At 53.0% G+C, this 13728-nt stretch carries 12 protein-coding genes; 2 read left to right on the forward strand and 10 right to left on the reverse strand.

Features of this window, described 5'->3' with window-relative positions; all coding sequences use genetic code 11:
• Positions 1–68 precede the first annotated feature (68 nt).
• On the reverse strand, positions 69–1289 hold the full coding sequence (locus ACFSX3_RS24125; protein WP_379256458.1) for an aminotransferase class I/II-fold pyridoxal phosphate-dependent enzyme: 1221 nt from the start codon (positions 1287–1289) through the stop codon (positions 69–71).
• Positions 1290–1508: 219 nt separating this feature from the next.
• Entirely contained in the window at positions 1509–2054 is a 546-nt protein-coding gene (locus ACFSX3_RS24130; protein WP_209989908.1) for an AAA family ATPase, read from the reverse strand.
• Positions 2055–2129: 75 nt separating this feature from the next.
• Between ACFSX3_RS24130 and ACFSX3_RS24135 the strand changes: the two genes are divergently transcribed.
• The gene (locus ACFSX3_RS24135; RefSeq protein ID WP_200869554.1) at positions 2130–2303 is read left to right on the forward strand and encodes a hypothetical protein; all 174 of its coding nucleotides are present in this window, start codon (positions 2130–2132) and stop codon (positions 2301–2303) included.
• A 79-nt stretch (positions 2304–2382) separates the two neighbouring features.
• Here the strand turns inward: ACFSX3_RS24135 and ACFSX3_RS24140 are convergent, their stop codons facing one another.
• A complete protein-coding gene (locus ACFSX3_RS24140; RefSeq protein ID WP_209989905.1) occupies positions 2383–4167 on the reverse strand; it encodes an ABC transporter substrate-binding protein in 1785 nt (594 codons plus the stop codon).
• 144 nt (positions 4168–4311) lie between these two features.
• On the opposite strand from ACFSX3_RS24140, the gene ACFSX3_RS24145 reads away from it, so the two are divergent.
• Positions 4312–5553: an MDR family MFS transporter gene (locus tag ACFSX3_RS24145; protein WP_209989902.1), complete on the forward strand. Its 1242-nt coding sequence runs from the start codon at positions 4312–4314 to the stop codon at positions 5551–5553.
• Positions 5554–5760: 207 nt separating this feature from the next.
• Here the strand turns inward: ACFSX3_RS24145 and ACFSX3_RS24150 are convergent, their stop codons facing one another.
• The 7 genes from ACFSX3_RS24150 to ACFSX3_RS24180 all read right to left on the reverse strand — a co-directional run bounded on the left by ACFSX3_RS24150 (position 5761) and on the right by ACFSX3_RS24180 (position 13678).
• The gene (locus ACFSX3_RS24150) at positions 5761–7101 is read right to left on the reverse strand and encodes an FAD-dependent oxidoreductase (RefSeq protein WP_209989899.1); all 1341 of its coding nucleotides are present in this window, start codon (positions 7099–7101) and stop codon (positions 5761–5763) included.
• Positions 7102–7126: 25 nt separating this feature from the next.
• On the reverse strand, positions 7127–7975 hold the full coding sequence (locus ACFSX3_RS24155; RefSeq protein ID WP_209989896.1) for a carbohydrate ABC transporter permease: 849 nt from the start codon (positions 7973–7975) through the stop codon (positions 7127–7129).
• A complete protein-coding gene (locus tag ACFSX3_RS24160) occupies positions 7959–8873 on the reverse strand; it encodes a carbohydrate ABC transporter permease (RefSeq protein ID WP_209989895.1) in 915 nt (304 codons plus the stop codon). The genes ACFSX3_RS24155 and ACFSX3_RS24160 overlap by 17 nt, the downstream gene beginning before the upstream one ends.
• Positions 8874–8891: 18 nt before the next feature.
• Positions 8892–9584, reverse strand: a complete 693-nt coding sequence (locus ACFSX3_RS24165) for a hypothetical protein (protein WP_209989892.1) — start codon at positions 9582–9584, stop codon at positions 8892–8894.
• A gap of 84 nt (positions 9585–9668) precedes the next feature.
• Positions 9669–10958: an ABC transporter substrate-binding protein gene (locus tag ACFSX3_RS24170; RefSeq protein ID WP_209989890.1), complete on the reverse strand. Its 1290-nt coding sequence runs from the start codon at positions 10956–10958 to the stop codon at positions 9669–9671.
• Positions 10959–11094: 136 nt separating this feature from the next.
• Positions 11095–11856 (reverse strand): response regulator transcription factor, encoded by a 762-nt coding sequence (locus ACFSX3_RS24175; protein ID WP_209989888.1) that lies wholly within the window; start codon positions 11854–11856, stop codon positions 11095–11097.
• A complete protein-coding gene (locus tag ACFSX3_RS24180; protein ID WP_379256453.1) occupies positions 11849–13678 on the reverse strand; it encodes a cache domain-containing sensor histidine kinase in 1830 nt (609 codons plus the stop codon). Before ACFSX3_RS24180 ends, ACFSX3_RS24175 begins: the two co-directional genes overlap by 8 nt.
• Positions 13679–13728 lie beyond the last annotated feature (50 nt).

Here is a 13728-nt window from a genome sequence, read left to right on the forward strand (position 1 = left end):
AATTCAGATTAGCGAATTATATAGGTTAACATAATATTGATTATGTTACTCAATGGCACTTCTCAACTTTATCTCTCCGAACGCAGAAACTCCCCTATCCTCCGGGCAGCTTCCAGCAGACGTTCTTCCTCCTCTACCAGCGCAATCCGCACATACCCTTCCCCCTGGCTGCCAAAAGCATCTCCCGGTATGACCGCTACCCCGGTTCTCAGCAGCAGGTCATGCGCGAAGCGGCGCGAACTTCCGGCTTCACCGCTACTCCCATAGGCATCCGGCAGCTTCACCCAAATAAACATAGTAGCTTCCGGCGAGGGCACCGCCCACCCTTCAAGATGTAGCGCCTCTACCAGAAGATTCCGCCGCCGCTCATACAGCACAGCTACTCCTTGGTCCGGCCCAGAGGCCATCGCTTGCTCCAGCGCGACAACCGCCGCTTCCTGGATTGGCTCGAAGACGCCGTAATCCACATTGCTTTTCAGCTCCCGCAGCGCCCCGACGGCCTGCGCGTTCCCCGTCATGAAGCCGATGCGGCAGCCGGCCATGTTGAAGCTTTTGGAGAAGGAATGAAATTCAACGGCGGTATCCCTCGCCCCAGGCACCTGGAGGATGCTGATCGGCCGGTATCCATCGAACCCCATCTCTGAATACGCCAGATCATGCACAACCAGCACATCCCACTTACGGGCAAGCGCCACAACCCGCTCCATGTATGCCAAGTCCACAGTAACCGAAATCGGATTGCCGGGAAAACTAAGCAGGATAAAAGAGGCTTCGCGCCAGACCTCCTCAGGAATACTGTCCAGATCCGGCCGGAACGCATTCTCCTCCAAGAGCGGCAGCGGCCAAGACCTAACCCCTGCAATTGCGAGCGCCCCTGAATAAATGGGATAACCAGGGTCCGGCACAATCGCCAGATCACCGGGATTGCAGATGGCCAGGGCCAGATGCGCCAGCCCATCCTGCGAGCCCATCAGTGACACCATTTCCTCCTCCGGATCTACCTCTGCGCCAAATCGCCACTGCATCCATCTCGCCGCCTGATTACGGAACGCCGCACTCCCCTTGGATGACGGATAAGCATAGCTATCCTCCCGAAGCACCGCTTCACTTAACGTCTGACGAATCTCGGGCAGAGGCGCCCGGTCGGGGCTGCCAATTCCAAGATCGATGATGTCCATTCCAGACTGCCGGGCCTCGGCCTTCCAGGCAGCCACCTCAGCAAAGATCGATGATCCCAGATGAGCCAGCTTGTCTGATCTCCATTTATGCTGCTTGCTGCTATGAATCAATGGACTCCCTCCAGCGTATGTTTTTTCAATGCAGTTTCCACTTGATAGTATAGCACGGGTCAAGAACCTTGAAGCGGAGAAAGCATAGACGAAACCTCCATGAGGATAATAATTCCATTAAAATTATATTATTCTAGCAAAATCACTCTATTTAAGGTGACAACTAGTGCGAGAAGTCATATAAAAGTTGATCTGAAGTGAAACAGCGTATAATTTATGTTATACGCTGTTTTTTTCGATGTTATTATCCGCCTTCATAGCTCTCTTTTTTAATTCGCTGTCAATCATATGCAGGAGCTCTTTTATGATGACATCAATCTCCTTGCCGTTCGTATTCAGCTTTTGTGTATTCATTTCTTTGTAATTTGCTAACCTGTTAATGCTATTTTCAATTTCACTCTCGCTCCTCTCATCCTGACGCATACGCTTTATCAATTCTTCCTCAGAGCACATTAACGTGACTTTTATTAGCTCATATTCATTTCCTTTTAAGCCTGCAAGAATTTCATCGAATATACTTTCCTTATGAATCACCCAAGAGAAGAAGACATACTCGAACATGGAATTGTCAAGGTACTGATTGAGCATATAATGGATGTTATTCATTACCATCGTTTTGTTCTCTTCGGTAACCTTCCAGGGGTTCATTAGCCAGCACCAATCTCCATCAAGCCACACTGAATGTTGTAATTCTTTATACAGCTTACTGACAATCGTACTTTTTCCGACTCCCATGGTTCCGTTTACGATCACAAGCTTTTTCATAATGCCCTCCTTCGAATGATTTTTCAGCTGAATAAAGCATAGGATAGTGTATTACAGATGAAAGTGGGAATTCACATGTCCAAGAATAAGCGTGGCAAAGCACTTTATACCACCCCTTCCCGGGCCAGGGGCACCTGTCCGATCTGCGGGAGCACCCGGATCAAGCTTTTGTATTTCGGCAAAGGCCCGGAGGGTGAGAAGCTGACGGTCTGCAAAAAATGTGACGGTAAGCAGCAGCAAGCGGTCTGAATTACGGTGTAACTTTAAATGTACCATACAAAAAAAACGGCCTACCTCCTCCTTCAGGAGAACAGCCGTTTCTTTGTGTCTACTGAAACCCCGATTTCACCCACAGCTTGGAGATATCCAGAAATCCGAAGGAACCGGGTTCCAGTCCGAACAAGTTCTGACTTAATTGCGCCTTTTTATTCATATGACAGCCATACAGTACCCAGCCGTTATCTCTCAGCTTGCCTTCGGCCAGCTCCAGTACCTCTGCCCTCTCCCCGGCGGCCAGCCGGGCGAAAGGCTTCAGCACCTCTGTCAGCTCAGATTTCTGGCTGTCCAGCAGCAGGTGATGCAGATAATTGGACTCATTGCGAAAATAATTGATCATCCCCCACTGCCAGTCATCCTCCAGCACTTCTTCGCAGATCACAAGATCCGCATGGTTCACCAAGTCCGGCAGATCATAATCTGCTAAGGGATGCAGCTCAAGCTGTAATCCAATCTTCCTGCAGCGCTCCTGCAGCCAAATCGCCTCATCCTGATCCTCTTTACAGGGCCGGTAGGCCAGCTTCACTACCTCTCCTCTGTATCCGCCTTCCTCAAGCAGCGCCCGCGCTTCCTCCAATTGCGGCTCAGCAAACTCATACTTACTGCTCTGCCAGGGAAGGAAGCTGTCTGCCGGCATAATCCGATTGCCTCCCAGCTCACGGATCAGCGCAAGCTGATTATAGAGGATACGCATAGCCTGCCGGACAGCGGGATGATGGTGAACGCCTTCTTTTCGAAAATTAAACAGCATGTACCTGCACCCGACAGCCGGATAATCGATACTGTGGCTCCTCCCTTCTTCTGCTGCGGCCACACTGCTCAGACTGGTACTGGCACCCGTCAGCTGATATTGACGTACCCCCGAGGCTAGATGCGGCAGGTACCAGATCTCGACCCGGTCCAGCAGAGGGCGGATTCCATAGTAAAGATCGTAAGCGCTGAGTACAAGCACATCCTGGCTCAGATCTAGTACCTGATAGGGCCCCGTGCCGACCGGATGCGCTGCGAAATCCACATCATACGGAACAATCGACATATAGATCGAGCTGAACAGATGCAGGAAGAACAAATTAGGCTGCACCAGATCAAACCGGATAACGTAATCCCCTTCCAGCTCCACATGAATGATATCCTCAAAATGACAGATCGCCGGACTTTTAAGTCCGATCAGACGCTGGAGGGTTTCTTTTACATCCCGTGAAGTCATCATCCGGCCGTGGTGGAATCGCACCCCCTTGCGCAGGTAGAACAGGTAACTCGTACTGCTCTCGTTAGCCTCCCACGTGTGGGCCAGCCCCGGCAGGAAAACCCCGTTCTGTGCATCATAGGTTATCAAGGTACTGCAAATATGCCCCAGCAAATAAGTCTCAAAAGCGGTGTATACGCTAGCCGGGTCCAGCTTCTCCATCGCACGGTTACGGGAGATTCGCAGCACCTCCTGCCCGAATGTGGAGCCGGTTTCGCTCCAGAAGCCCATTTGCTTATCGAGAACCGCCAGCAGGCGCTCTTTGAGCGGCTCGTTAACCGGGTATTGACCAATTAATTCGATGGCAGACTTAATCCGGCCTTTGCTGACCAGCTCCTGAAACCTCTCCTCCAGCACCTCATCTATATGACGCAAAAAAGTCATCTGCGAGCGGTTCCCTCTCCCTCTTCCGGGTATCCAGGCAATTAGCTGCTGCTCCTCCAGCTTCCGCAGAATAAACTTCACATTACGCGGTGTGCAGTGTAGGATACCGGTCAACTGCTCAATCGTCACTGGAATCGGCTGCTGAAGGCTATATGCGGGAGACAGAGCTGCGGCCAGACAGAGATAATGCATGCTGCTGGTGTCCATATGATTAACCTCCCTTTAAAAGGTGAAAAGTTACATGTAATCCTTACACTTTTATTTCCCCCTTTGTTCTATACAATTATACTTAATCATTCGATAAGAAGCATGCTTCAAATTCAAAACATGGACTAGGAGACAGGGATTCAAATGAAACAACATCTGCGCCACATTCACCCGCTGGCCTGGACCATCATCATCGGAACGATGTTCGGCCGGCTGGTTACTTCAATGAGCATTCCTTTTCTCTCTATCTATCTCACGCAGGTGCTTGGCGCTTCCGCTACCCAGACGGGGTTGACGGTGGCCGTCAGCTCGCTGGCAGGGGTAATGATCAGCTTTTACGGCGGTTATATCTCGGATGTGATCGGGCGCCGGATCGTCATGCTGGTCTCGGTATTCGGCTGGGCCTGCGTATTCTTCGGCTTCGCCGCAGCGCAGCATTTATGGGTGTTTTTCTTGGTGAACACGCTCAACGGACTGTGCCGCGCCGTATTTGAACCGACTTCACGGGCATTATTGTCGGATATCACCCCTCCAGATCAAAAATTACTGGTCTACAACCTGCGGTATGCGGCAGTGAATCTGGGTGTGGTCTTCGGCCCTATTATCGGCCTCCAGCTAGGCTCCGCCAAGTCCACCTTCCCGTTCATGATCGCCGGGATCGTCTATATCGCCTATGGCCTTGTTCTGTTCCTGCAATTCTCGGTGCACCGTGCCAGCCTGCCTGTTCATGGAGAAGCCCGGACGCCGAAGCTGCTCGATGCGCTCGCCGTCACCGGAAGAGACAAGGTGTTTCTGCCCGTGCTGCTGGGAACCATCTTCTGCGTCCTCGGGTATGGACACTTCAGCTCTACACTGGCGCAATTTCTGGCGATGAACACCCATTTCAGCAATGGCAGCCAAGTTTTCTCTTATATGCTGTCGCTTAATGCAGTCACGGTGCTGGTCGTACAGTATCCCATCGTGCGTACAGCCAGCAAGTTCGCGCCGATTATCCCGCTCATTCTGGGCAATGTCTGCGTAGCGCTTAGTCTGCTGCTGTTCGGGATGCCCGGAGGGGTTCCCCTGCTGATGTTCAGCGTGGTCCTGTTCACTGTCGGGGAGGTCCTGCTCTTCACGATGATGGATATGCTGATCGACCGGATTGCCAAGCCGGAGTGGAAAGGTACCTATTTCGGCACGATTGGCTTCAATAATATTGGCAGCGTCATGGCGCCTATTCTTGGAGGATTGCTGCTGGATCAGTTCGGCGCTCTGAATGGGCCCGCTGTATTCGTACCGCTTGCGCTGACCACCGCGCTCGGCCTTCCTTTCCTGATTACCGCGCATAAAAGACTCCGCATCCGGGAGCTTTCCGAAGCAAGTGCGCAGCGTGAGCTTGGTGTGTGAGGTATTTGAGACGAAAATAAACCCCAGACCTGCTGTAAAGCGGGTTTGGGGTTTATTAATACATACTTATCATTGTTTTTAACTCTTGTGATCGTCAATAAGTTAACATAATAATTATTATGTTTCAAATAATGATTATACTGCAACTAAACGCCGCTGCCTAGCCGAATGTAATCGGTTTTCCGACTACATTCCCGCTCCGCAGCTCTATAATACAACCCCATCCCGCTTCAGCTGTTCCTGCAGCTGCGGGATGTCAAGCGCCTGTGGCTTCACCCCCGCAGCCGCAGCGAGCGCCGCAGCTGTTCCGGCCGCCTGGCCCGTGGCCATGCAGCTTGGCGTCAGCCGGGTCGTGGCCAGTGCTTCGTGCGAAGTCGAGATGCATCTGCCTGCGGCCAGCAGATTGGACACATTGGCTGAGAGCAGGCAGCCATACGGAATATCGTATGCGCCGTCTCCGGCGATGAAGGAGGCTGTTACCCCCTTGCCTGACGGATCGTGAATGTCGATCGGGTAGCCGCTGCGGGCAATGACATCACTGAACTTCCGGCCTTCTACGACATCTTCTTGGGTCAGCTGGTAATAGCCTTTGATCCGCCGCGATTCGCGGATGCCGATCTGCGGCGCAACCGCTGAGATTGAGGCCCGTTCGAAGCCCGGAACGTCGCGCTTCAGAAACTCGGCCATGAGCAGCACCTGCTTGCGGCCCTCCTGTTCCGCCAAGGTCAGATCCTCCGCACTCGTTGCGTCCAGCCCCTGGACGCGGGTGCAGTTGATCAGCACCTCGTCGTCTGCAGGACCGGTAAAGAACAAAACCTGATCGCGGTTGATCGGCACCTCAGCCCGCTTCCATTGCGAGTAGAATCCGCTTACCCCGGTGAGCGGCAGGTCCGGCAGCTCGGCAATCGGCGTTTTGCTGTAGAATTCTTCGGGATGGCTGATCATATAAGCTTTGACCTTGTGCAAATCGACGCCGCGCATTCTGAACTTCATCGTCATCGGCTGGGAGCGGCTGTCCCCCTCCCGTCCCTGCAGCGTTTCGGCCCCGGACAGCTTGGCTACGTCGGCATCTCCGCTGCAATCCACGAAGATGCGCCCTTTTATAGGCGTACGCCCGGATTTATTAGTCACTACCACATGTTCGATCACGCCGTCACTGACCATCACCTCATCCACAAAGCTGTGCAGAAGCAGCTTCACTCCCGCTTCACGCAGCATATCTGTAGCTACCACTTGATAAATCTCAGGATGGTAAGGCGTCAGTGTATGCACGAAGCCGACCGTATCCCGCAGGTGGCCCGGTGAACCGCCGTTTGCCTGCAGCCGGTCTACAATTTCCTGGGCGATGCCCTTGATAACCTGCTCGCCACTATCCGTATGAAAGGTCATCCACGGATAGACCATAGCAGCGGTGGACATTCCGCCCACGAACCCGTAACGTTCAATGAGCACCGTCTGTGCCCCCAGCCGTCCGGCGGCGATGGCCGCCGTGATTCCTGCCGGGCCTCCCCCCACGACAACGACATCTGCCTCTATTACAGGATTCATATCATCTACTCCTTTTCAGTGTGTGCTATTCCTTCAGCCCCGTCATAGCTACGCCCTCGATGAACCGCTTCTGTGCCATGAAGAAGACGATCAGCAGCGGCACGGTTGCCATAACGGTGGCGCTCATCAGATAATGCCAGGAAGTGCCCACTTCATCTGTAAACAACGATAATCCCAGCGGCAAGGTCATCAGTTCACGCGTATTAATGAAAATAAGCGGGTCGAAGAACTCATTCCAGATGGACACGAACGTGAAGATCGTCAGTGTCGCCATGCCGGGACGGGCAATCGGCAGCATAATTGTCCAGTAAATGCGGAACCGGCTGCAGCCGTCAATCATCGCCGCCTCCTCAAGCTCAGTGGGTACAGTAATGAAGAATTGCCGCATCACGAAGATTCCGAACACGCCGCTTGCGCCGAAGATCGGCAGCAGAATCAGCGGCAGATGCGTGTCAATCCAGCCCAGGTCGCGCATGAACAGGAACATCGGGATCGCCGTCACTTCATGCGGGATCATCATGGCGCTGAGCAACACCAGAAACACGGCATTTCTGCCGGTGAAGGGAATTTTGGCAAAAGCATAACCGGCCAGCGAAGCGAAAAACACCGTTCCCGCCACGACGACAAACGAGATATAGACGCTGTTAAAATAGAAGCGGTGAAACGGGATCAGTGTAAAGACATCCACATAATTCTGAAACTGGAAGACCGGCGGAATCAGCTGTGGCGGGTAGGTAAAAATGTCCTGCGGCCGTTTGAAGGAGGTGGACAGCATCCACAAAAACGGAACAAGCATAATCAGCGATACCGCTGTTAATGCAGCATACACTCCTGCTACAGACCACTTTCGGCTGGGCTTAAGCGTCGCTCTCATTGAATACCCACCTCTTTCGCAGCTGCCACTGCAGCAGAGTCAAGATCAACACGACAAAGAACAACACAAATGCCAGCGCTGAAGCGTAGCCCATCTGGAACAGCTTGAACGCTTTTTCCCAAATGTAATAGACCAGTACCTTGGTACTGTTACTCGGCCCGCCCTGGGTCATGACATAGATCTGGCCGAATACCTTCAGCGAGCCGATTACGGTCATCACCACGGTCAGAAATACGGTTGGCGTAATCATAGGCAGGGTCACGTTGAAAAAGGTTTTGGTCTTACCTGCCCCGTCCAGCTCAGCCGCCTCATATAACGAACGCGATACCTGCTGGATCGCTGCGATAAATAACACCATATTTAGGCCCACGTTCTTCAGTACACTTGTCACGATAACGGCCGGCATCGCCAGTCTCTCATCATACAGCCAAGCTGCCCCTTTAATGTTGAACAGCATCAGCAGCTGATTGATCAGCCCGGAATCGGTGGCGAACATGTACTTCCAGACGATGGACCATACGATCAGCGAAGTCATTACGGGAACGAAGATCGCGGTACGGAAGATGCCGATGCCCTTTAAGCTCCGGGATAACAGCAACGCCAGCATCAGAGCCAGCACAATGTTAAACGGCACCAGACCCAGCGTGAAATATGCCGTATTGCCGAAAACCTTCCAGAAGAGCGGGTCCACCGCAATATCCTTGTAATTATCCAGACCGACGAACCGGTGCTCGCCAAGCAGCGGCCAGTCATTTAAGCTCATATAGAGCGCTTTCCCCATTGGAAATAACAATAATAACGTGAAACCAAGCAGCATTGGCGATATAAAAAGCCATCCAGTCACCTGTGCCTCGCGGGCAAGCGGACCCTTGTTTCGTCTCTTGACCTTTCTGTTCATGCCGGAATTCACCGCCCCCTAGCTCAATTTGTCTATTGCACCACGGAACGAGCTAACCGCACGCCGCAGCTCATCTTCTGTCTTGCCCGTCACCACTGCACCTAACATGATTGCTTTCACTCCCGCGCGCTGTAAGGACGGTACATCTCCTGTAACCAGCTTACGCTGGGAAGGCACCAGCACAGGAAGACCGGAATGGTCGGCCAAATACCGGTATTTCAGCAGGTCTGCGAAGCTAAGACCCGTACCGTATTCGCTGCCAGGCACAATTGAAGCTTCAAGCGCCGTGATCCCGAACTGCGCCCCCTCCCGAACCTGACTGAGATCATAGGTGTCATTAATGGCAAAAGTCCGGTCCAACCCATGGTCCTCCAGCATAAAGGACGGCAGATGATGGGCATAGATCGAATAAAAATCGAACCCGAGCGGAGCAAGCCGCTTAATCTCTTCCTCCGCCACACCCTCTAAACTGCCTGAAGGCACTACACCAAAGGGACCGTCAAAGGCAGACCGGATCTCGCTAAAAATATCCTCATAGCTGTCAAGTGGACCGAAGTGCGTACCACTGGCCCGGTGCCCGACATTAAAATGAACCTTCAGAGCATCCGCGCCTTCCTCAAGCGCTGCCTTCGCCAATCTCACATCATTGGCAGGAAGGCTGATGATCAAGGACAGGCCGCTGTGCTCCAATCTCTGTTTCAATTTACCCATGGTTTTCGCTCCCTTGCCGGGCGGTCCGTCAAGCCGGATGCTCCATGGTCCCGCACACCGGTTGACGGCCCCTTGCCCGGAATCTTATTTCAAAATGGCCTCGACATCGGTCTGCATCTGCTTCATGTTGTCCTTGGCGGACGCTGATCTGCCGAACAGGCGGTCAAAGCCTTGCAGCACCGCATTATCGATATCCTGCCAGCGGATGTGGCCCGGAATGATACGCGCTTTAGGCATTTCATCGATAACAGCTTGCACGATGTGCTCGGCTGGCGGGTTGTTCGGCTGATTCAGGAACGCATCAGAATTGAGCACAGATGTGCGCGGAGGTACGAAATATGTGGATGTCGCCTCAATGCCTGACTGACTGGCGAACAGTTTGAGCAGCTTTTTGGCTTCCTCCGGATGCTTACTGTCCTTGAACAGCGTATAGCCTGCTTGGCCCAGCATCGGAACACTGCCGGCGGAGCCGGACGGCATCGGCGCAATGCTCCATTCAAACCCTGTAATGTCACGCGCTTTCGAGACATAGCTGTAGTTGTCGAAGAACATTCCCAGATTCCCTGCATCGAAGCTGATCTGTTCGCCTGCTTTCGGGTGGGATTCGTCCTCGTACATCATCCGCTCCAGCAGTTCCATGGTCTCCACGCCGTACTGGTCATTCCAGGTGAACGCGGTCAGATCCTCATTGAACGGGCCGCTTCCGTAAGACCAGGCGTACGAAGACAGAATGGCCCAGGTCTTCCAGTCACGAAAGAAGTTCGCGCCATATACCCGGCCTTGCGCGTCTTTGACAGCAATCGCTTTGGCGGATTCCTCAAAGGTCTTCCAGGTCCATTTTCCTTCGGAGGCCAGCGTATTCGGGTCGGTCAGGTTCGCCTTGTCGAACAGCGTCTTGTTGTAGAACATGACCACCGGCGGGGTCGAGAATGGCAGGCCAAGTAATTGATCCCCGTCCCGGAACAAATCGAGCGTGCTCGGAATATAATCGTCCAGATTAAAGGACGCATCGTCTTTGAAGGAGGAGACGTCCGCCAGAATGCCGTTGGCCTTGAACTGCGGGATCATCCGCTCCGATACCCAGGCGATATCCGGAAGGGATTTCCCTGCGGCCAGCACGGATATTTTCTGCTGATAATCCGTGAATGGCACCGAATCCATAGTCACCTTAATGCCCGGATTGTCTGCTTCAAATTGGCTGATCAGCTTGTTGTACACATCCATATGCCCTTGATTGCCCCACATCAGAAACTTTAACTCCACATCTTCCTGTTTCCCGGGACTCTCGGCATTTCCGCTTGCTGCCGGCTTGGCACAACCTGCCATCAAGCCCAGCAGCATGGCTGAAAGAAGCACTACTCCTGCTTTTTTCATGAATATCCCCCTTTGATATGTTAGTTTTAATGACTCTTTTAGTATAAAGGAGACTCATCTGACGGATAAATCACCCAGAATACAGGAAAGGTTCGTTTTGTTTATGATTTATGTTAGATTAATTAACGTTTCATTCCTAATGATTAAATTGATTGCGGTACTCTCCCGCCGTCACCCCTGTCTGCTGTTTGAACACCAGCATGAAATGCTTCGGGCTTTGATGGCCGGAGAGCCGGGCGACATCATAAATTTTGAGCTGGGTATGGCTGAGCAGCCATCTCGCACGTTCCATCCGGGAATCGGTTACATAGTCTGAATAATTGCAGCCCGCCTCCCCCTTGAACAGTTGGCTCAGATACGTAGCGTTCAGATTGACATGGGAAGCTACCGTCTGCAGCCGCAGATCACCGTCAATATGCAGTCTGACATACTCCTTAACATCCCGTATGATCTTGCGTGTATCCCCTCCGCTCTCCACCCGCAGCGGGCCTGGCGTCTGTTCCAGGGAAGATATGCCATGACGCTTATCGAGCAGCAGACGAGCTTTTTCCATCACGCTAACCAGCTCGTGACGTTCTACGGGCTTTAACAGGTAATGGAGAACGCCGTATTCTATGGCTTTTTGGGCATATTCAAATTCGCCGTATCCGCTCACAATGATGACGAGCAGCCCGGGGTACATCGACTTCACCTTCGCGGCCAGCGCCAGTCCGTCCATTTCCTTCATACGGATATCGGTAATCATCACGTCCGGCAGCTCGGATTTTAAGTACAGGAGCGCCTCCCGTCCACCCGGCATTTCAGCCGTCACCTCGAAAAAGGGCGCCGACCGGCTAATCAGCTCGCGCATCCCTTGTCTAATCACGATTTCGTCCTCTACGAGCAGCACTTTATACATCCTCTTCTCCCCCTGATTCCGGTATCGTTATCGTAATGGTCACGGCCAGTCCTTGCCCCGGACTTCCGTCAACCGTGAGGCTCCCGCCTTCCCCGTACAGCAGCTTGATCCGCTGGCCGATATTGCGCAGCCCCAGACTCTCCTCCTCGCTGCGCCTGAGCGAATCCATGGAAGGATCTTGTTCGATCTCCCGGTTCAGCGCCGTGAGTTCCTCTTCCTCTAAGCCGTTCCCGTCGTCGCGCACGGTAATCAATAGCTCGTTGTCAAAACGCAGCGCTGACACCCAGATCGTCCCTTCTTCGCGCCCGGCGATCCCGTGATCAATAGCATTCTCCACCAGCGGCTGAATGGTGAGCTTCGGAATGCGCAAATGCAGTACTTCTTCTTCAATCTCGTTATGCACCGTCAGCTTACCGCCGAAACGAATCTGCTGGATACGCACATAGGAGTCTACGAACGCAATTTCCTCTCCCAGCGATACAAGCCGGCCGGCCTTGTCAATCGTATAACGAAGCAGCTTGCCCAGTGCGGATACCATATCCGATACCTCATCATGCCTGCGCTGGACGGCCATCATATTAATTGATTCCAGCGTATTATAGATAAAATGCGGGTTGATCTGACTCTGCAGGGCGGACAGCTCAGCCTCCTTTTCCCGGAGTCCAATCACAAGCACCTCATGAAACAGGCGGTTGATTTCGTCCATCATCTTGTTGAATCCGCGCCCGAGCTGCCCGAATTCATCTCCCCCCAGCGGACTGACCCGCATGTTGAAATCGCCCCGCTCCACCCTGGACATATTGCTCTTGAGCTCCACCAGAGGGAGGGTGATCCGGTACGATACCGCATAAGCCAGCAGCAGCACTGTCACCAGGCAAAAGAGGGCAAGCCATAACGTGAAAATCATCATCGCGCGTGATTCCTTCAGCATGACTCCAATGGGGGTCAGGCCGATGACGGACAAGCCCGAATACGGGGACTTATGGCTGATAAACAAATAATCTGTGCCTCCCAGCCTCTCCCGCTCCCCGCCGTGCAGCTCCTTGATCCGCCCGGAGCCCATAAGCTCGCCGTAGGCCGACTGCCCATTATCCGGCTTTTGCTCATACAGCAGCCGCTGGTCTCCGTCCAAGATCATCAGGTTGGTAGACTCTTCAATCTTCAGCTTAGAGAAGACGGAGCCGAAGGCTGACTGCTTAGCGTCGATAAGGATGTAGCCCAGACGCCTCAGCGTTCTGGGTTCCTTGATCACCCTTGCTACCGAAATATAGGATGAAGGGTCGGTTCCAGCATAATAAGATGGATGATGCGGAGGAAGAATGATCCACTCGCCGTCCGACCGCTTGAGTGCGTTGAACCATTCGTCATGCCTGCCATCCCACGAGGTGTTGACCGCCAGCGGCTCCACGTTGGAGAACAGGGTTCCGCTGTTGCTCAGCAGGTGAATGCCCCGGATTTCCGGACGATCGTAGGCCTGTGCGGAGGTATATAGCTTCATTTTCTGATAATCGTCAGACAGCGCCCATGTGCCTGAGCCCATAGGACCATCGTATTTAGCCAGAATAGATAACACCTGTTCGTCATACAGAGGCATCAGCGACAACCGCTCCAAATCCTTGAGCAGTCTGTCCAGATTAGCGTTGGCCTGTCCGGCGACATCCACCGTATATTGCTTTGTCTTCTCGTTCAGGGTGGAGGAGAAATGACGGTACGTCACCATCCCCTGCACACTTAACGGCAGCAGCGTCAGCATGGTGAACAAGAGCAGCAGTCTGGTGCGCATTTTACTTCTTCTCAACCGTAGGATCAGCCCCCGCAGCATCTCAAGTCCTCCTTTTGTTAAGTAATCTGACATCTAAACCTCTATACAGC

Source organism: Paenibacillus rhizoplanae (genome assembly GCF_042684125.1).
In the GTDB taxonomy this organism is placed as follows: domain Bacteria; phylum Bacillota; class Bacilli; order Paenibacillales; family Paenibacillaceae; genus Paenibacillus_AQ; species Paenibacillus_AQ rhizoplanae.

What these genes read in the sequence shown, in the direction of transcription:
- ACFSX3_RS24175 (WP_209989888.1), bottom strand. Translation starts at nt 11,856, where the DNA reads ATGTATAAAGTGCTGCTCGTAGAGGACGAAATCGTGATTAGACAAGGG.
- ACFSX3_RS24165 (WP_209989892.1), bottom strand. Translation starts at nt 9,584, where the DNA reads ATGGGTAAATTGAAACAGAGATTGGAGCACAGCGGCCTGTCCTTGATC.
- ACFSX3_RS24150 (WP_209989899.1), bottom strand. Translation starts at nt 7,101, where the DNA reads ATGAATCCTGTAATAGAGGCAGATGTCGTTGTCGTGGGGGGAGGCCCG.
- ACFSX3_RS24130 (WP_209989908.1), bottom strand. Translation starts at nt 2,054, where the DNA reads ATGAAAAAGCTTGTGATCGTAAACGGAACCATGGGAGTCGGAAAAAGT.
- ACFSX3_RS24170 (WP_209989890.1), bottom strand. Translation starts at nt 10,958, where the DNA reads ATGAAAAAAGCAGGAGTAGTGCTTCTTTCAGCCATGCTGCTGGGCTTG.
- ACFSX3_RS24160 (WP_209989895.1), bottom strand. Translation starts at nt 8,873, where the DNA reads ATGAACAGAAAGGTCAAGAGACGAAACAAGGGTCCGCTTGCCCGCGAG.
- ACFSX3_RS24140 (WP_209989905.1), bottom strand. Translation starts at nt 4,167, where the DNA reads ATGGACACCAGCAGCATGCATTATCTCTGTCTGGCCGCAGCTCTGTCT.
- ACFSX3_RS24145 (WP_209989902.1), top strand. Translation starts at nt 4,312, where the DNA reads ATGAAACAACATCTGCGCCACATTCACCCGCTGGCCTGGACCATCATC.
- ACFSX3_RS24155 (WP_209989896.1), bottom strand. Translation starts at nt 7,975, where the DNA reads ATGAGAGCGACGCTTAAGCCCAGCCGAAAGTGGTCTGTAGCAGGAGTG.
- ACFSX3_RS24135 (WP_200869554.1), top strand. Translation starts at nt 2,130, where the DNA reads ATGTCCAAGAATAAGCGTGGCAAAGCACTTTATACCACCCCTTCCCGG.
- ACFSX3_RS24180 (WP_379256453.1), bottom strand. Translation starts at nt 13,678, where the DNA reads ATGCTGCGGGGGCTGATCCTACGGTTGAGAAGAAGTAAAATGCGCACC.